We start from the raw sequence: 21,028 nt of genomic DNA, 5'->3' as shown, positions 1-21,028 counted from the left end.
TATCTTTTTATTTTCAATTCTTACTTATATATTTTAACAAATTAACATTAAAACTATTTTTTTAAATATTTATATTTACACAAAAGAAAAACACTCATTATGAACTAATACGAGCGTTTTTCTTAAAACTTATATATGTTAAAAATTATTTCTTTATAGCAATTTGTTGACCATAACCGCGTTTTAATGATTCAAAGATATCATCAACCATTGGTTTTTTAGTGTGTCTTGATGTTTTATGTTTTTTTCAATATGTAATCATAAATAAGAAGTCATTTTTTGTATATGATCAATAACTTGGAGCGCTTCAAAGTCATGGACTACGATTTCCCATAATCATTTGATTAACCTTTACTTCACTGAAATTTTTATCAGCTTTTAATAACAAGAAGACTTCTCCTTCACCAGATCAAGAATTAGAAGCAGCTCCCCATCATCAGAATCCGCCGGTTGTATTTCTAAAATAAGTTTCATGCACATATCATTGTAAAACAATTCCTAAGTGGATTAGTGAACGCATATATGGATTATCTTGTTCATATGTCATTGAATTTTTATGTTGATCAGAATATTTCTTTTGTGCATCTCATAATTGGTTGATTAAATGTTGGATTGCATCTAATTCATTAATTCTTTCAATTCCTTTATACTCTTTTTTATTACCATTACCAAAAATTACACTTGTCAAACTTTCTTCTTTTAGATTTTTTAATCCATAGTATAAAGGATGATCATTTGCATTTAATTTATCATATGAAGTAAGTGGTGATTTTTCAAACATTAGATTAATTAAATCGCCAATTGTTTCACCTTTAATCTGGTTATTATTAACTTGTTTTGCAATCTTTAATAAATTCATAGGATCTGTTAAACCAAATGTTTCCATTGATTTTTTAAATTCAGCAATTTCATTTGGTTTAATGAAGATATCTAATCCTTTTTTACTCATTAAATTAAACATACTATCAATAAAGACGTTTAAGAAATCTAAATTATGCATATTATCAACTAATTCATTAATAAATTTCTTAATTGTATTAATGTCATTATTATTAGTATTTTCTAATTTAAGAGTACCAATAATAAATTGGGCAATAAATTCTGATGTTGAATCTGTTTTTAAAAATCTTTTAATGAATGGTACAAACTCATTTTTTTGAGTTGCAATATTTGTTTTAATTAATTCATTTATAACATCAAGTGGAGATGATATCAATTTGTCAAGATATTGACTTTTTTGAGTTAATAAATTGTCAATTAAATTATTAATAATTTCTACAAATTTTGTGTCATTAACAATAAATTTATATGAACCAACTAAGAATTTTTTTGAATTTTCTAAATTAATTTTTGTTACATCACTTAATTTTTGAGCAAAACTATTAGCAATTAATTCGCTTAAATATGAAGTTAGTTCAGTTGATTTACTAAATGATGTTAATAGATCTTTAATAATGGTTTTTGTTTTTGTTAAAACAGCATTATCGTTTAAATAAGATGAATTTAAAATAGCTTTAATGTATTCAATTGCTTGGTGTTCTTGTTTGTTAGTTGTTACTGTTGCAGTCTGATCTTGTAACACAATCTTAGTACCAAACATTTTTTGATAAGCAGTAGTTGGTAGTTTTTCAAGAATAACTTTTAAGAAATTTAAAATCGTATTATTTGTATCTAATTTAATAATTTGAAATAATTTAGCGACTTCAGTAGGTGAACTAATAAATGAAACAACATTTGTTTGCATGATTGTATTGATATCACTATTGTTATCAACTAGATTTTTTACATTATCTTTTAGTGTTGTAATTAGTTTATTAACACTATTTTTAACGTATTCTAATTCAAAAATATTATTAAAGACAAATTTAATAAATTGTTTGATTTTATCATTATCTCCGTTTGTTAGATTAGTAATATTAAAGTATGTTTTAACTGAATCTATAAATGTTGTTGAAATTTCATCAATTAAATTGTTTTTTTTACTAAAAATCTTTTTAAAAGTAGCAATTAATTTATTTTGAATTTCTTGCTCGTGAGTTTGAATGAATTTTTCAAATAATGCACCAAAAGTTTTGATTGATTTATATGTATTTTTTTGATCAATAAAATCATTAAAAACTCACACTATTAATTCTTTAACTTCATTAAATAATGTTTGATTCGTAAAGATTTTTTTAACTAAATTTTTATAAGCATCTTGGTGTGATTGTAATTGAGGAATTGCTTTAGTAATTAAATTACTTATTTTCTCACTTAATGCATTTGCTAAATTATTAATGAATCCTGTTCCTTGATCACTTAAAACTTTTGTTGTTAATTCTTTAATAATGTTTTTTAATTTTATTTTTGAAGTTTCATCTAATTCATGATTAAATAATGCTTTAACATACTTATAGTAATCATTAATATTTAATTTATTTTGGCTATTAGCATTAGATTCATTTGTTTGATGTTTTTTATTAATAAAGTAACTAAAATCAACTTCATCTAAAAGAGTTTTAAAGGCTTGAATATAATCAGTATCATTGATTGAAGTGATTTTTAAAACATCAATTAAATTAATAATTTTTTGTGGGTTTGTATAATCAAAAATTGTTTTAGCAAAAGCAATTAAATCATTATTATTGTTACTAAATAGTTTTGTTCAATTATCTTTATTTGATAAAGAAGTAAATAAATTATTAACAATTTCATTATATGAACTAAATTCTTCCAAACGGTTCGCAAACTTACTAATTAAAGATTTTAAATTATGCTTACTTTCTTCTTTAATACTTACATAAATTTTATTTGGTGTAATTTGTTTAAAGATGACACGAACTAATAGTTCTTGAACGTTGTCTTGTTTTAGCGTGTTTTGAATAATCTTTTTAAGATTTGGTTTTAATTTTTCGGTATTTAAACTAATTAATTTAGTAAAAAACTCATTTGATGAATCTAGTGTTTTTAGTTGATCTTTTTGTTCAAAAATTGATGTAATTAAAGTTTGAATAATATTAGATAATTCTTCACTTGAAATTAATTGATTAATAATTGGATCAATTAAAGTTGTTTTTGTATCAACAATGCCTAAAGTATTTATCAAATTAGTATTACTAAATAAAGTGTTTGTTAATTGAGTTGCAATAAAATTCTTAAAATTATTGTTTTTTAATAAATTACTAATTGCATTTTTAATAACATCATCAAATTTATTTTTAACATTATTTAAATGTGTTGAATTTAATAATTTTTTAATGAAAACAAACACATTGGTAATTTGTTGATTTACACTTAATGCAGTTTGATTATTTTGTTGATTAATACGTTTAGTAATATCTAAAATTTTATTTAATGGTAAATAATCAATTAAAATTTGTGTGAATTCATTTCATTCTTCAACACTTATATTAGTATTATCAAAAATTTCTAATAAGTTAATTAAAGCATCTTCATTTGCAATATTTTCATTAATAAATTTATTTAATGCTTGTTGATTATTTAGTGGATTATCAATTAATGCCTTAGCATTTTCTTTTAAGAATTTAATTAATTGAGTAGTTAAGTTATCAACAAATTTTAAATCAGAAACATTTGTTATAACTTTTGTTAAAACATTTTTTAATTTACTTTGTTGTTCTTCGCCTAAATTAGTAATTTCAAAATAACTTGTATATGAATTAATTAAAACTTGTGCTAATTCGTTTGTTAAATTAGCTTCTTTTAAAATTACACTTAAAACTTTTTTTATTTCACTTTTAAGTCAAGTATCATTTGTTGTTATTAATTTTTGAACAAGATCGCCAAAACTAGTTGCATCTTTTAGTTGATCTAAATTATCAATAATTTTAGATGATCCTTCAACAATGAAATTTTTAATTGCATTTTTAAAATTAGCATTATTTAGTAAGTTTTTAATTAAAGTTTCATAACTTGTTTTTTGACTACTTAAATTACTAATTTTTTCAACAATTATATTTGATACTTTAGTACCAATTGTTTGTACTAGTTTAGTTCAAAAACTCTCTTGATTACTATTTAAATTTTGTTCAATAAATAATGAAATAATTGATTTGAATTTTGTTTTTGCTTTTGATGATCAGTTATGTTTAATTAAAGCACTAGCGTATTTTCAATAGCGATTAATTGATTCACTATTAGTATTTGTTGTTGTTTGATTTTTTTCAAAACTAATTTCAATCTGATTAACGAAAGCATTAATAACATCAACAAACTCTTGAGCACTAATATCATCAATTTCTAAAATATCAATTACTTTTGCTAATGTATTTTCATTTAAGTTAAATAATTCTTTAACTAAATTTAGCATTGCATCTAAATTTGTTGTTAACAATTGATTAATGCTATTTTGGTGTTTTAATTTTGTAAATAAATTAGTTAATAAATCATTAAAGACACTAACATTATCTAAATGATTTGCTAATTTAGTTAATAAATTTTTAAAACTACTAATTGCTTGTTGTGAAAGATCGTTGTATGTTTTGTTTTGATTGATTTTTGGAATAACAACTTGTAAAACAAATTCTTGAATTTCATTATTTTTTAGCAAGTTCTTAATAATACTAATAACAGCAGGTTTAAGGTTTGATTCACTTTCTTGAATTAGTTTAGCAATTAATTCAGCTAAATTAGTTGTATTAGCAAATTTTTGTGGTTGAAGTACTAATGGTTCAATTAATGCGTTAAAAATCGTTTGTAAATTTTTATCTTCACCAATCGCATTAATAATTGCGTGTGAAATTTTAATTGCTTTTTGTTCATCAATATTAATTGATTTTAAAAAACTACTAATAGCATCTTGTTTAATAACTAAATTAATAATAAAGTTCTTTGTATTATTTGATGTTAATAATTTATCAAATAAAAATTCAATTACATCTTTAAATTTATTTGCATTTGTTTGAGCTTTAGTAGTATTAGTTGAATCATTAATCACTTTTGAACTAACAAATGCTTTAATAAATTCAAAAACTTCAGTTGTTATTTTTGATGAATCAAAAGATGTATTTGTTGATGATGATTGAAAAGGTGTAGTAGGTTTTGAATTAAATAGTTGATTAAAAGGCGTGTAATCTATTATAAATCCTATGAAGGCTTTTCATTCATCAGCACTAATTTCTTCAATACCAAATAATTCTATTAGAGTTGCATAATCTTTTGCTTTCGGTGAAGTGAAATTAATTAATTCATTACTAACCTTTGATGAATCAAAAGGTTTAGCATCAATTAAATTTTTGATATTTGATTTTACAAAAACAAAAAAGTTATCTACTAGTTTATTATAAATTGATAAATTCGTTAGATTTTTTAATAATTTTGCAATGAAACTAATACTATTTTGTTCATTTTGATCATTTGTAATTGGTACATTTAATTCTAATTTAAATGATTTAATTAACAATGAACCAAATTTATTAACGATCGTTTCATTTTTTAAAACAGATTCTAATAAAACTTTAAATTTAGTTTTTAAATCACTTTCTTTATTTTGAGCAAATAATTGTACTAGTTCGCCAAGTGAATTAGCGTTTTTGTATTGGTCTTTATGATCAATAACTTTATTAATAATAATTGATAATAAATCCTTAACACTATTTAAAAAAATACGATCATTTAAAATTGTTGTGAAAAATTCATTGTATTCATTTTCTAATGATTGTGTCTTTGGCAATAATTTAATGATTGAATTAACTAGTGAATTAGCAAATTTATTTAGTTGAGTGCGAATAAAATTATCACTTTCATAAATTTTTTCAATGTCATTTAAAACAAAATTAATAATTTCTTTTAGCTTTGTTAAATGTTTTTGATCAATACCATCGTTTAAAGCTAATTTAATGACTTGGAAAATGAAATCATTGTTATGTGATTGATTATTTGATGAAGTTGTATTGTTATTTTTGATATTTGTTTGAATACCAATTTCAAATAAAATAATTTCAATAACATCAGCATAATCTCTTGAACTAATTGAATCAATATCAAAAATCTTAATTAATTTTAAAGCGTTTTGTGGCGTATTAATATTGAATGCTTCTAAAATAATTGATTTTAATTCTTGTTGATCATTAGATAATAATTTTTTAGTTTTTTGAGGATCACTTAAAACATTAAATAAAGCGTCTTTAATTTGTTTATAAATATCTAATTTGCTAAATCCATCAGCAAATTTTGTCATAAATGTTTTTAATTTATTAATTGAACTAGAACTAATGTCTTCATAATTTTTAGATGGATTAATAACTTTGACTAAAAGACGTAAAATTAAATCTTGTCATTGTTCGTCTTTTAAAACTACTAATAAAATTTCATCAAATACTTTTTTTAGTTGTTGTTGATTTTGTTTAATTACTAAACTAATAATACTTTCTAAATCATTAGCGTTTACATATTCATCTACGTTATCAACTAAATTTTTAGTGATTGAAATTAATAATGTTTTAAATGTACTATTTTCTTTAAATGTTTTAATAATTGTTTTTGCAAAATTATTTCTTTGTTCATCTGTTAAATTTAATTGTGCAAAAATATCTAAAGAACTTAGCAGTTTGGCTAAACCATCATTAAAGAATTCATTTAAATTAGTATTACTAAAAACATTATTAATACTTGTTTCTAAAATCGTTTTTAGTTTTGTTTTATAAACTTCAAGTTTTGGATTTTCAACTTTAAAAATACGTGAATTAGCAAAATTCTTAATTAATTTAAAGATTAAGTATTTAGCATCAATTTCAAGTGTTGTTGATTGATTATTTGAATTAGTCAATAACTTATTAAAGTCTAAATTATCAATTAATATTTTAATTACATCTATAACATCTTGATCTTTAATTTGATCATTTTCAATTAATTCAACAATTGTTAATAATTGAGGTAAACTATCAACTAAAATTTTGTTAATTCCTTTATTAACAAACGTTTGTCATTTATTAGGATCATTAATAATTGTTACTAAATTCTCTTTTAAAAATGTAAATAATGATCTTCGTACTTGCTTATATAATGTTAAATCAGCAATTGATGGTAAAACATTTTTAATAAAAGTTGTTAGTTTTTGTGAATCATTAGCACTAACATTATTTTTAAATAAATATTGTTGCATTAAATCAACAATCAATTCACTAATTAAACTATTAGTTGATTCATCAGCAAACACTGATTTAACTATAGCATCAATACTTGTTTGAATTTGTTGATCATTTGTTTTTAAAATTACACTTAATAGCTCAGTAAATGTATTAAAGTCTTGATATTGTTTTGGTTGATCAATAAAATTATTAATAAAAGTGATTAATAAATTCTTAATTTGTTCACCATTAATTGTTTTATTAATTAATGTTTTAATAACCTTTCAAATTTGTTCACCTTTAGTACTAATAATTTGAGATTTTGACGAAATTAGTAAATCCCCTATTTTATTAGCTAAAAAGTCTTCAAAACTATCTAATAAATTTTTTAAATTTGGATTTTCAAATAATTCATCAACAATGGTTTTTAATGTATTTTTAATTTGTTGTTTATGAGTATCATCTAGATTTTTTTCATCTAAAACAAAAGCTAAGTTTTTAATTAATTTAATAAAATCTACTTTTGAACTAATTTTTTGATTTAAATCACTTATTCCAGCTAGTCCATTATTTAAAATATTAGTAATTGATGGTGAATTTAAAATGGCTTGCATTAATAATTTTCAATCATCAATATTAATTTTATTTGATGTTAATAAATCAATAACATTATTTAAAAATGGTTTTGAATTAACATCAATACTTTGTTGCATAATACTTAGAATTGATGGTTTATTTTGATCAAAAATTCCTAAAAAAGTCTTTGGATTAGTTAATAAATCAATTGTATTATTTTTTATTAAATTAATTAGACTAACATTTGATCCATAACTAATGATTTTTTTAATTATTTGCGCACCATTTTCAGTTTTGGCAAAATCTGGAATTTGTTCATTTAAAATTTGTGTAGTTAAACTATAAACTGCACTTAATGTTGTTTCATCTTTTAATAAATCATCAAATAAAGTTGTTAATCTTTCACTTAATACATTCTTATTAGCACTTACAATTTTTGCTAAAACATTTGACAATGGACCTTGTGATAAATAATTTTGATTACTATCAAATAAAGCATCAACAAAAACATCAATAATTTTTTCTAATGATTTTGTTTTTACTAATTTTTGTTGAATTATTAAAATATTTTTTAAAAACTCTGTATCACCATTTAAATTATTGCTAGCATTATTACCAAAAACCATATCTAATAATTTTTGTGAACCAATTAAATCACTCAATAGGGCCTTAACTATTTTTTTAATTTCTAATTGATTATCTACAAAAAAATCAGATTTAAACAATCCATTAAGTAACTCAAATAGATTTTGGTCATTAATAACATGTTTTTTAAAAACATCTAACAATAAAGTAGTACTAATTTTTTGTGTACCTTTAATGTTATTTTTATCTAAATCTAAATTGTCAAAATCATTTTGAATTCCACTAATTACACGATCTAAATAAGTAGTTTGTACAAAAGCTTGTGCTAATTTATATAAGTTATTTAAACCATTCTCATCAATATTTGCTAAAAATTGAGCAATTGCTCCATTTTTATCTAAACCTAAATTAACTAAATTTTGACTAATAAAATTGACAAAACTATTAAATGAACGTTTATTTGCAAATAATCAATCCTTAACAATTGTTGAAGTATTTTTGAAGTTTAAAAATTGATCTCGTAATTGTTTATCATTTTCAAGAGTAGTTTTTACTCAAAATAAAGCACCTTTAGAAGTACCTAAAACTTTATTAACTAAATCTTGGTTTGTGTTGTTAGCAAAACCAATTTGTTGTTTAAAACTATCACTATCTTTATTAAAATAATCTTCATCTCATGCTTCATAAATAGCATTAGCGATCAAAGGCGTTTTGTTTTGAGCATAGTTTTGACCTAAAGACATTTTTAAAAAAATATCTTGAGCCATTCTTTTATAACCAAGTTCAGTTGGATGAATATCAAAAATTGCTCTAGTGAATTTATCACTATTTGCTTTTCAATCATTTTCATCAAAAGGGTCAATATAATTAACATTGTTTTTTAAATCAGCAACGTTTTTAATTGCATTATTTAAAATGTCCATAACATCATTTACCAAACTTTGATTATTTGGTAATTTAAAAAGTTGATTTAGTACATCATTTAAACGTAAAAGAGGTGTTGGATAACCAATTAATGAAATCGAAATGTTAGGATTAACTTTTTTGATTGCACTAATTAATTTTTTTAAGTCATTTTGAATTTTTTGAGCAATTGTTTTTAAATAATTTTTATATTCATTTGCTTTATTAACTAAATCATTTTGTGTAGAATTAGCTAAATCAATCAACTTATTAATATCTAAATACGCTAAAAAATCATTGGCCCCTAATGAAATAGTCATTAAATTAGCACTTCTTAAACTATTGTAAAATTCAGTAAAATCGCTTTTTAATACTTGTTCATTATTAGTTAATTTTTTATCATTACGATATCCAAAATCATTAAAAAATTTCTTTAATCGATGTTTAAATGGATTGTTTTCCTGATTATCCATTTTTTTAGAAAAATCAAAAAATTTGTATTGCTGATCCTTAAAATAATTAGCATCTGCAACACCTAATAAATATAATCAATCAATTGCTCTTGATCCTGTTAAACCTAGATTTTCATAAGATGCTAAACGATTAGGTTCAACTTTATTAATGTATTGTGCAATAAATGAAGGAAAGCTTAATCCACTAATTTTATTAGTGGCTAGATCATAACGACCAGGCGCTTCTCAACCTAATTCTGAATTAAAACCAGCTGTAATTGAATCACCAATCGCTAAATAATTAATTTTTGTTTGTGGTTTAATACATACTTTACTAAAATCAAGTGGAGGTAAATAATTTTCATTATTACTTGGGTTTGGGTCAACGATAATATTATCATCTAAACCCTTAAGCTTAGCTTGATTATAATCTAATTTTGGATCTTTTTTAAGTTGGTCACTTTTTTGTAAACCAAAATAAGTAGCTGGCGCAATAATTGCAATTGTTGCAATAATTGAAGCCATACTAATACCTAAAATTTTTTTATTTTTCTTATCCATATTATTTTTTCCTTTTTACATTTTGAATGTTGAAGGTGGACATTTATAAAAACAGAAACAATACAACCATTTTTATACTAGTTGGTTTATTGTTTATATATTGTAGCAAATAATACAAATATCATAAAAAATTATTATTTAATCTCAATAATATGTAATATTATTGGTTTTAATATCTAAAAATCTAATTAATAATTTAGAGTATAATTTTAATGCTTTAACATTAAAAAAGCATAGAGAGGTTGAATATGAAATTAAGTGATTATCCAGTATTAGATATCGACAAAAAACTATTTGATTGATCAAAAATTAAAAACAAACTAGTCTTAATTGTTAACGTAGCAAGTAAATGTGGGTATGCTAAACAATATGAACAATTAGAGTATTTATACCAAAAATATAAAAACAAAGGTTTTGTTATCATCGCTTTTCCTTGTCGTCAATTTATGTTTCAAGAGTTTGATGATAATAATAAAATAAAAGAATTTTGTACAACAAAATATAATGTAAGTTTTCCAATAATGTATTTAACCAATGTTATTGGTTCAAACATTTCTCCTTTGTATAAACAATTAATTACTGAATATCCATGAAGTCCAAAAGCAAAAGCAGTGAAATGAAATTTTGAAAAATTTTTCGTTAAAAACGATGAGGTTATTGGTCGTTTTGAATCAAAATGCGAACCAAATGATTTAGAAGAATTCATCAAAAATAACTTATAAAAAATTAATGTCTACACGAACGCTTAAAATTTCTAAAGTTAAATTAAAAATTGTTGATGCTTTGTTTAATTTACTAAAAACTAATGCTTTTGATAAGATTAAAATTTCAGAAATTATTGAAGTAGCAAATATCTCGCGTCCATCATACTATCGTAATTTTGATAACAAAATATCTATTATTACTTACTTTATTAAAAACATTTATAATTGAAATGTTAAAAATAAGTTAATAAATGCTAAAGTTAATAAAAAATTTGATGAACATGGCTTTATTAAGTTTTATGAAGCTTCATTACAAACTAGTTTAGAATTCAAAGATTATTTTTTAATTTTAGATAAAAACAACTTTAGTGGTTTAATTGTTGATTTAACAACTGAAAATGGTTTTTATGCGATTGGTAATATGTCAAATAATTCGATTGATAAATATATAATTAATCATTTAACAGGATTTTTTTGTAATATTCGAATGCAATGACTAAAAAATGGTGCTAAAGAATCTGTTCATGATATGGCAATGTTTTTAGTAAGCATTCTAAAAGATAATGTTATTGAAAAATTAAAAAAATATAATTGTCATCATGATAATGATGATGAAGAGTGATAAAAAACTAGATGCTTTCCATCTAGTTTTTTAATTGAATCGTTTTTTGCTTAATGATAAATTAACATGGCAATAACCATTAGGGTTTTTATCTAAATATTTTTGATGATATTCTTCAGCAATATTGAAATTATGTAGTTTATGCACTTCAATCATAATTTTTTTTGATGTTTGATTTTGTTTTTGTAACAAGAAATTTTTGATGATTAATGCATCTTCATGGTCAACATAATAGATACCACTACGATATTGATTTCCAATATCTTCGCCTTGTTTATTTAAACTAAAAGGATCAATAATTTGATAAAGATGTTCTAAAATACTTGTTAAACTAACAAAACGATCATCATAATCAACTTGTACAGTTTCTGTATGATTAGTTGTTTGAGTGCAAACTTGTTCATAGCTTGGATTGATAACATTACCTTGACTATAACCTACAATTGTATGTCTAACACCTTTAATACTATCAAAGTATTTTTGAATTCCTCAAAAACAACCACCAGCAACTCAAATACTTTTAACCATAAATTTACCTTTCTATTAACAGTTTAACTTTATAACTTTTATTTTACTATAACTACTCCTCATAAGGAATAATTTTTTTAATTCATTGATCACGTTTGTTTAAACCATAATCTACAATTAATTCATCAAGATGATCAATAAATTTTTGGGTTGCTAAAAAAACGTTTTGAGGATTGTTAATATCTAAATTATGATATGCAACAGCCATAACATAATTAATTAAAAATTCTTTTCAATTACTAAAATATTTAATTACTTGTAAGCCAAAAACTGGAATAAGGTTACTAAAATGTTCGTTTTCTAAAAAACGTAAATCGTGCCCTGTTCGTAATAATAAAATTGTTTCGCAAATATCATAAGCATAAGCAAAATTAATTGAGATTTTGGCACGTAAAAAATTGATAAATGCAAATTCTAAATCAATATTTTCTAAATCAGTATCTGTTGTATTTTTTAAAATATTTTCGTGTTTTTTTAAATCATAAATTAAACTTAAGCGTGCAATATTTTTAGCATTTTCTAAACGAATTTGATTATCCATAAACGCATAAAATTCTTCGATATTATATAAATTAAAATAATTGTGTAAAACTTTGATTTTAAAACGATGGGCTAATTCATCATCACTTGTTAAATAAAGTGAAGATGATTTGTGATTTAAACCAAGTGTTTTAGATAAAAGTCCAGATAAACATAAACTAAAATCTAAAGTTTGTTTATCAGTTTGTTGATAAATACTTTTATTATTTTTATCAACAATAATTTTATCGGTTAACAAAATTAATTTATCATATAAATCATTTCAAACTACTAAATGTTCTTGATAATTAGGAATGTTTTGTTCAAAATATGCAATATTTGGATTAATTATTTTTTTCTTGTTAATCATTTTTTATTATTAAACCTAATTCTTTTAAATCTTCATCATTCATGCTAGCCGGGGCATCTAACATCATATCAACGCCATTATTATTTTTAGGGAACGCAACAACATCACGAATATATTCGCTATTTATTAAAATCATTATTAAACGATCTAATCCCAAAGCAATACCACAATGAGGAGGTACACCATATTCAAAAGCGTTTAATAAAAAACCAAATTTTAAATTAGCTTCCTCATCGCTCATGTTGATTGATTTAAACATACGTCGTTGAATTTGTTGATTAATAATTCTTACTGATCCACCACCTACTTCATAACCATTTAGCACAATATCATAACTACGTCCTTTAGCATTTTTTTGATCAATATCAAAAGTATCTAACGTTTCTAGTGTTGGCATTGTAAATGGGTGGTGAGCAGCAACAAATCGTTGATTTTCATCATCATATTCATACAATGGTCAATCAATTATTCAAACAAATTTAAAATCATTTGGTTTTTTTAAATTAAGCATTGAAGCTAAATTAACACGAACTAAACCTAATGATTGTGATGCAATATCAAATTCATCAGCAATTAACAAAATTGTACCTGTTGATAAATGATAATCTTTAAAAATTGTTTGATAAATAACATGATCTTCTTTTATTGATGATAATGATCCATCAATAACTTTTTCATTTTCAATACTTATTCAAGCTAAGCCTTTTGCACCTTTATCTTTGGCAAATTTTTCAAGACTTTGAATTTGCTTTTTATTTAAATTAACATTAGGTACTAAAATTGCACGAATGCTTTGGTTGTTTGAAAGAGCTTTTTGAAATATTTGCGATTTTGATGTTTTAAAATATGTATCTAATGTTTTAAGTTTTAAATCAAAACGTAAATCTGGTTTATCACTACCATAATCATTTATTGCTTGCTCATAGCTCATACGCACAAAAGGAGTAGTTAAATCAACATTAATAGTTTGTTTGAAAACATGTTTAAATAAATTTTCTATTAATGTTTGAATTTCTAATTCATCTGCAAATGATAATTCTATATCAACTTGAGTAAATTCTGGTTGACGATCACTTCTTAAGTCTTCATCACGAAAACATTTTGCAATTTGGAAATATTTTTGAAAACCAGCTACCATTAATAATTGTTTAAAAGTTTGGGGTGACTGAGGTAAAGCGTAAAATTTTTTAGTTCTTGTTGGTACATAAAAATCTCGAGCTCCCTCCGGAGTTGGCTTGGCTAAAATTGGTGTTTCTGTTTCAATAAATTCTTCTGAATGTAAATAGTTTCTAAAAGTTTGATAAACTTTACTTCGTAATTCAAAAGTTCTTAAATTAACATCACGTCGTAAATCTAAATAACGATATTTAAAACGAATTTCTTCGTTTGCATCTGTTTCATCTTCAATAATTAAAGGCGGTGTTTTTGCTTTTGAATAAATAAGTAATTTTTGCGCATGAACTTCAAATTCACCAGTTTTTAACTCATGATTAGGACTTTTTCTTAATAAAACTAAGCCTTCAACATTAATAACATCTTCACGTGAAAGCTGCGTTAATTCATCAAAAACTTCATCTTGTTTTGTTGCAAAAATTTGCACAATTCCAAATCGATCTTTCAAATCAACAAAAACCAAGTTCCCCATTTTACGAACCTTTTTTACTCAACCATTTAGAATAACATTTTTTTCTAAATGTTCTTTTCCAATGCGACCACAATAGACTCTCATTGTTTACTCCTTTATTTTTTTAATTTCATCTAAATTAAGTGTTTTTTGTTCAAAACTAAGTAAATCTTTTAAAATTACTTGTTTATTTAATCATTCTTTTTTAGCTAATATTATAAGCTTTTTAGCATTTAAACGTTGTGCTAACCTAAAAATTTTATCTGCTTTAATTGTATCTAATATGATATCAACATTTAATTGATTATTAATGCGTAAAGATTGAGTTAGTTTTATTGCTTCATTTTCTAATTCTTTATCAAAATATGCAATTAAATATTTATCTTCAAAATTATTTAAAATTTGTTTATTACTATCTAATAAAGCTATTAATAAACGTTCGATCCCAATTCCAAAGCCAATACCTTCATAATCAGGGCCACCAGTTTGTTTGATTAATTGGCCATATCGTCCACCACCAATAATAGTTGACTGACCTAATAATCTTGGTGAAGTTGAAATGAATTCAAAAACCAATCCACTATAATAATCTAAACCTCTCACTAATCCTTCATTAACACGATATTTAATATCATGTTCATCAAGCATTTTTTTAATTAAAGCAAATTCTTCTTTTTCTTCATTTGATAAAAAATTAGTAATTTTAGGAGCTTGTTGAACAACTAATTTTTGTGATTCTAATTTATCATCTAAAATTCGTAAAGGATTTGTTGTAATCCGTTCTTGGCTTAATGGCGTTAGTTCATCACGATATAAGTTAAAATATTCTTGTAAACTTTTAACTCACAATGACCGATTGTGTGCTGTTGAAATGTAATTAATTTCTAAAACATAATCAGATATAGCTAATTTTTTTAAAATATTATTAGCTAAAGCAATTAATTCAAAATCATAATAAATGTTTTTTGTTCCTAAAACTTCAACACCAAATTGGTGAAATTGACGTTGACGTCCAGCTTGAGGACGCTCATAGCGAAAGCAAGGTTCAAAATACATTAATTTTAATGGCAATGGATTATTTAATAATAATTTATTTTCAACAACAGCACGAATAACACCAGCAGTTCCTTCTGGTCTTAACGCTAATCAACGATCAGATTTATCTTTAAATAAATACATTTCTTTTGAAACTAAATCAGAACTTTCACCAGCTGATTTCATAAAAAGTTCAGCAAACTCAAAAATAGGAGTCTTAATTTGTTGAAAACCATATTTTTTAGTAGTTGTTAATAAAAAGTTTTCAAGCGATTTAAACTCATTCATTGCTTCGTTATATAAATCTACAGTACCACGTGGTTTAGTGTAATTACTCATATTTTAACTTTCTTTTATTTTTAAACTTGTTTTTAATAAATTAATAAAATAAGGGTTAGGTTTTGATGGTTTTGATGTATATTCAGCATTAAAAATTGTTAAAACATAAAAATGATTTTTTGTATATTCTAAAACATCAATATAATCATTATTTGTAGAAATTGCTCCAATTTTTCAACCATGTTTTAAAAAATGATCGTTAATATACTCACTATTAAATTCAAAATGATGACGATGGCGCTCATTTAATTGTTTTTGTTCGCAATAAATTTTACTTGTTATGGTATTGACTTGAATATTTGAACAATACTCTCCAATTCGATAATTTTCAATTTCATTTTTAATAAAAGCATATTTTAAAAAACTAAAATCGCCATTTCCTAAATTAATAAATTCGATTGGAAGTTGTAATTGGTTTTTAACAAATTCACCAACACCAATATTAACACCAGTTCCTATAGCTAAAAATGGAATGTTATTTTTTCGTGCATACGTAGCAGCTAATAAAGCGCCTGGTCAACCTTTTATTGAACCAGCAATACTTGGAATAACAATGCCATTTAAAGTTTTTAATTCATCATCAACATTGTTTTCGTTTAAATTGATTGGTTGAATATATTTAATTTTTAAATCAATATTTAATTCAATAGCTGCTAATTCTAAGCTTGCTAATACTGATTTATAAGCATCTGGTAATTCTACATATTTACCAACTAAACCAATTATTAATTCATGTTTTTTAGGTATTATTATTTTATTAGTAAAACTTATTCAAGAATTAATATTGTCATTTTTTAAAGGTAAATCAAAAAATTCTAAGATTGCTTTATGAATCCCTTGTTCAAATAAAATATTTGGTAGTAAATAAACAGATTCAACATCATAAGCAGCAAAAATCATATCAACATCTAGGCCACAAGATCAAGCTAATTTTTTAATAGTAACTTCATCTAATTTTTGATCAGTTCGCAATAGTAATAAATCTAAACTAATTCCCAATGAACGTAATATTTTAACGCTATGTTGTGTTGGTTTAGTTTTTAATTCGCCAACTTTTTCAATATAAATAAGTGGCGAGCAATGAATAAACATTACATTATTTGCCCCATAAATTGTTTTAAATTGGCTAATTGCTTCAATAAAAGGAAGAGATTCAATATCCCCAATTGTTCCCCCAATTTCAACAATAACAAAATCTGTTTTTAAACTATCTTTAATTTTTTCAATATAATCAATAACCGCTGATGTAATGTGAGGGATAGTCTGAACAGTCTTTCCACCAAAACCATTTTCACGTTCTTTTGTTAAGATTTCATAATAAATTTTTCCAGAAGTTACTGATGAATATTTATTTAAATCAGCATTAATAAAACGTTCATAAGTTCCTAAATCCAAGTCAGCTTCTTTACCATCTTTTGTAACAAAGACCTCGCCATGTTGTAAAGGTGATAAATAAGTTGGATCAATATTTAAGTATGGATCAAGTTTTTGCATTGCTACACTATATCCTAATTCAACAAGGATCCGTCCAATACTACTCGCACTAACTCCTTTACCTAATGATGAATAAACACCACCTGTTACAAAAATAAATTTGGTTTTTTGCTTATGTTTCATTACATCAATCTCCATTCATTAATAACATTTTTTGCTTGAAGTTCTAAAATAATTTTTTGTAAATGATCTAAATTTTTTACATAAATTTTTAAAAAAGTGTCATGAGTGCGTGCAGCTTTATTTTTGGCAATATCAACTTTAGAAATATTGGCTTTCATGCGAATTAATGTATTGCATAAAACATTTCCAACAGATTCACTTCAATTACCTTTTAGTATTAAATTAACTTTAAAATAACGTGGTCGATTTTCTAATTTTTCTTTTGATCATTCAATTACAATAGTTTTTGAACGTGAGTTTTTAACTTTAGGACAATCGCTACGATGAATTTCAACTTTATTGCGAACAACTTTAGCAACACAATTAATTCCTGGGATTTTAGAACAACATGGTGAAATTTCAAAATCAGTGAAATATAAATTTTCTAAACCACTAAAATAAGATGAATCTGCTAATCATTTTCATGCTTGGTTTTTAATTGTATTAATTGCTTCACGTGAAACTTGTTTGTTTTCTGAAAAAACTTTGTATTTTGTTTGTAAATCAATATCGGTATTAGCAATGTTATCTAAAAAAGTGTTGATACTATTAACTTGAAATTCTTTTTCTAATCTTTTAATAGCATGCTCTTCACTCATAATTTTACCTTCTAAAAAGAATTCAGCATTTGCCAAGAATTGTTCTTTTGTAATTTGCTTATTTAATTCATATTTTTTTAAATGGTTGCTAATATGTAATTTAACAACATCATTATTTGCTAATGTAATTCAATTAGGACGAATTGTTTCAATTCCATTAGAATAACTAATTTTAATTGTGTCGCCAGTTTCAACATGTGTGTCAAAATGTGAACGTTCTCCATTTCGATAAATGGCTAAAATATTAAAAAAGTTATTAATGTCATATTTATAAGCAACATCTAATAACGTTGAACCATTAGAAACAGTAATTCATTTGTTTGAATTAAGAATTAATACATCAAAAATTGTTCCTGTTGTAACATCTTTAATTGTTTTAATACCCTTTTCTGTGCTTGATAAAAAATCACGTAATAAAACATTATTAACTGTTAATAAAATTTCAGTCTTATTATCTTTTTGTTCTTTATATTTTCAATGCGCTGCTAAACCATTATTAGCAAATAAATTCATTTTTGTAGTTCTAATTTGAATTTCTACTAAAGTTCCTTCATATGAAATTGTTGTATGAATAGATTGGTATAAATTCCATTTTGGGGTAGAAATATAGTCTTTAAAGGTATTAATAATATATGTGTAGTTCATATGTACTAACCCTAATGTTTGATAACATAAATACACATCATCTAAAATGACTCGAATAGCATAAATATCATGAATATCTTTAACTTCATATCCACTAGTCATCTTTTTATATGTTGAATAAATTCCTTTAAGGCGTCATTCAAATTCGGCTTTAATATTATTTGCTAATAAAATGTTTTTTAAACGAGCTAGAATTTCATTTCATTTTTTTTGATTGCTTTCAACTAATTTATTAATTGAATCATTTACTAATTGATAGTTTTGAGGATCTAAAATTTTAAAAGACATGTCTAATAATTCTGTCTTAACACGATACATTCCTAAACGACCAGAAATATTAGCATAAATTTCTAATGTTTCTGTCGCAATACGTTTTGCTTTTTCTAAACGTAAATATTGAATCGTTTGCATATTGTGATAACGATCAGCAATTTTAATAATCATGGCACGAATATCTTGTGTCATTGACATAAATACTTGAATTGAGTATTTTTCTTCAAGGTTTGTATGTGAAACCTTATTACGACGATTTTTTGAATAAAGTGACACTTTTGTTACAAAACAAACAAGTTGTGTTACTTCTTTACCAAAAGTTTTTTCCATAACTTCTTCTGGACAATTTGTATCTTCTAAAACATCGTGTAACATCCCAGCTACTAATGTGCTTTCATCCATATCTCATGAAGCTAAAATTCGCACAGTAGCGATTGGATGAATAATATATGGTTCTCCCGATTTTCTTGTTTGATCTCCATGGTAATAATTAGCAAAATCAAATGATTTTTGCACTAATTCTATGGTTTGAGTCGAATATTTTTTTTGTCTAAGAAAATCGTATAAATCATCTAATTTTTGTTTAACTAATTCACTCATGATTACTCCATTATTGTAAGTAAACTATAATCATTTAATTATATTTGATTTGTAATACTAAAAAATGCTTTTCGTGCATTTTTAGTACGTAATCAATAAAAAACACGAGTCCTAAAAACTCGTGTTTCCAATCATTTAATTAATTGCTCTCTGGTGCGATGTATTCCTCTACAAATTCATCGCCATCATCTTCATAATCATTATCATCAAGGAACACTGTTTCATCTTCAACTGAAATTCCAGCATTAATGATTTCTTTGATTCCTTTAGTAAAAGTAAATTTAGGGATTGTTTTTTCAGGAATAATTACAGTTTCGCCTGTTTTAGGATTAATTCCCTTACGTTCTGCACGTACAGTAACTTTAAATTTACCAATGTTACCAAAACGAACTTCTTTAGCTCGTGATAATTCAAGAATTAAAAAAGCTTCGTAAGTGTCCATAAATGTTTTAGTTTGTTTTTTATCAATGTTTAGCATCTTTGATAGCTCATCTATCATTTGCACACGAGTTTTAGCTTTAATTTTTTCACTCATAAATCTTTGATCTTTCTTTAAAAATGTAATAAATATTATTGTTTTAATTAATTTTAGCTAATGCAAATCATTCAAAGTTAATAATATTTATTTTATTTGATTTTTTTAAATTAAAGTAATTTTATTGCACTTTCTAAAGCTAATGTTACCATTTTTTTAAAAGTATTAGCACGTTCTGTAGGTGATAGAGCATCACCTGTAATTAGTGAGTCACTAACTGTTAATAAAGTTGCTGCATTCTTATTTAAAATTTGTGCATTTGCGAATAATCCAAATGATTCCATATCTACACAATCAGATTTTGTTCGATCAATAATTTCATCTAAGCTTTCAAAATCATTATTGTAGAATACATCAGAAGCATGACATGTTGCTAATGATAATTTTAAATTTAAGTCTTTTGCAGTTTGTTCAATTAATTCATTAACTTCTTTTGTTGGTAATAAAACTTTATCATCACAAACTTTAGCACCTATTAATGATGCAAATGTTGAATCACTATAAGATTTTTGAACTAGAACAACATCGTTAACATTTAATTCTTTTTTATAAGATCCAGTTGAACCAATTCGAATAATAGTTTGAACTTCGTAGAATTTATATAGTTCATAAGAGTAAATTCCAATTGATGGAATTCCCATACCATGTCCCATGATTGAGATTTTTTTACCTTTGTATGTTCCTGTATAACATAACATACCACGAACTTCATTAACTAAAATTGCGTTTTCTAAAAATGTTTCAGCAATCCATTTAGCACGCATTGGATCCCCTGGCATTAACACTACTTTTGCAATTTCGCCTAATTTAGCTTGATTATGTGCAGTCATATTTT

Annotated in this window: 11 protein-coding genes; 2 read left to right on the top strand and 9 right to left on the bottom strand. The window is 24.2% G+C overall.

Translation table 4 applies throughout. The features are described 5' to 3' along the window. Positions 1-145: 145 nt before the first annotated feature. The gene (locus UUR8_RS01450) at positions 146-10,144 is read right to left on the bottom strand and encodes a GDSL-type esterase/lipase family protein (RefSeq protein ID WP_004025700.1); all 9,999 of its coding nucleotides are present in this window, start codon (positions 10,142-10,144) and stop codon (positions 146-148) included. Positions 10,145-10,392: 248 nt separating this feature from the next. Here UUR8_RS01450 and UUR8_RS01445 point away from each other — a divergent pair, with 248 nt between their 5' ends. Next, a complete protein-coding gene (locus UUR8_RS01445; protein ID WP_004025630.1) occupies positions 10,393-10,866 on the top strand; it encodes a glutathione peroxidase in 474 nt (157 codons plus the stop codon). Positions 10,867-10,873: 7 nt separating this feature from the next. Next, positions 10,874-11,473: a TetR/AcrR family transcriptional regulator gene (locus UUR8_RS01440; protein WP_004025820.1), complete on the top strand. Its 600-nt coding sequence runs from the start codon at positions 10,874-10,876 to the stop codon at positions 11,471-11,473. 27 nt (positions 11,474-11,500) lie between these two features. On the opposite strand, the gene msrA is transcribed toward UUR8_RS01440, so the two are convergent. The 8 genes from msrA to deoD form a co-directional block, all read right to left on the bottom strand. Further along, positions 11,501-11,998 (bottom strand): peptide-methionine (S)-S-oxide reductase MsrA, encoded by a 498-nt coding sequence (msrA, locus tag UUR8_RS01435; RefSeq protein WP_004025686.1) that lies wholly within the window; start codon positions 11,996-11,998, stop codon positions 11,501-11,503. Positions 11,999-12,050: 52 nt separating this feature from the next. Then, the gene (locus UUR8_RS01430) at positions 12,051-12,887 is read right to left on the bottom strand and encodes a DUF1266 domain-containing protein (protein ID WP_004026125.1); all 837 of its coding nucleotides are present in this window, start codon (positions 12,885-12,887) and stop codon (positions 12,051-12,053) included. Further along, a complete protein-coding gene (gene aspS / locus UUR8_RS01425) occupies positions 12,880-14,616 on the bottom strand; it encodes an aspartate--tRNA ligase (protein ID WP_004025780.1) in 1,737 nt (578 codons plus the stop codon). Before aspS ends, UUR8_RS01430 begins: the two co-directional genes overlap by 8 nt. Before the next feature lie 3 nt (positions 14,617-14,619). Further along, positions 14,620-15,885, bottom strand: coding sequence for a histidine--tRNA ligase (gene hisS / locus UUR8_RS01420; RefSeq protein ID WP_004025545.1), 1,266 nt, complete (start codon positions 15,883-15,885; stop codon positions 14,620-14,622). Between the two features lie 3 nt (positions 15,886-15,888). Next, on the bottom strand, positions 15,889-17,502 hold the full coding sequence (locus UUR8_RS01415) for a CTP synthase (RefSeq protein ID WP_004025711.1): 1,614 nt from the start codon (positions 17,500-17,502) through the stop codon (positions 15,889-15,891). Continuing rightward, the gene (locus UUR8_RS01410; protein ID WP_004026144.1) at positions 17,502-19,658 is read right to left on the bottom strand and encodes a RelA/SpoT family protein; all 2,157 of its coding nucleotides are present in this window, start codon (positions 19,656-19,658) and stop codon (positions 17,502-17,504) included. The genes UUR8_RS01415 and UUR8_RS01410 overlap by 1 nt, the downstream gene beginning before the upstream one ends. Before the next feature lie 139 nt (positions 19,659-19,797). Beyond that, a complete protein-coding gene (locus UUR8_RS01405) occupies positions 19,798-20,193 on the bottom strand; it encodes an HU family DNA-binding protein (protein WP_004026158.1) in 396 nt (131 codons plus the stop codon). A gap of 110 nt (positions 20,194-20,303) precedes the next feature. Further along, on the bottom strand, positions 20,304-21,023 hold the full coding sequence (gene deoD, locus UUR8_RS01400) for a purine-nucleoside phosphorylase (protein ID WP_004026174.1): 720 nt from the start codon (positions 21,021-21,023) through the stop codon (positions 20,304-20,306). Between the last annotated feature and the right edge of the window lie 5 nt (positions 21,024-21,028).

Source organism: Ureaplasma urealyticum serovar 8 str. ATCC 27618, assembly GCF_000169535.1.
Lineage (GTDB): Bacteria > Bacillota_I > Bacilli_A > Mycoplasmatales > Mycoplasmoidaceae > Ureaplasma > Ureaplasma urealyticum.
Note: the sequence above shows the minus strand (reverse complement) of the source record. Positions and strands in the feature narration are given on the sequence as shown.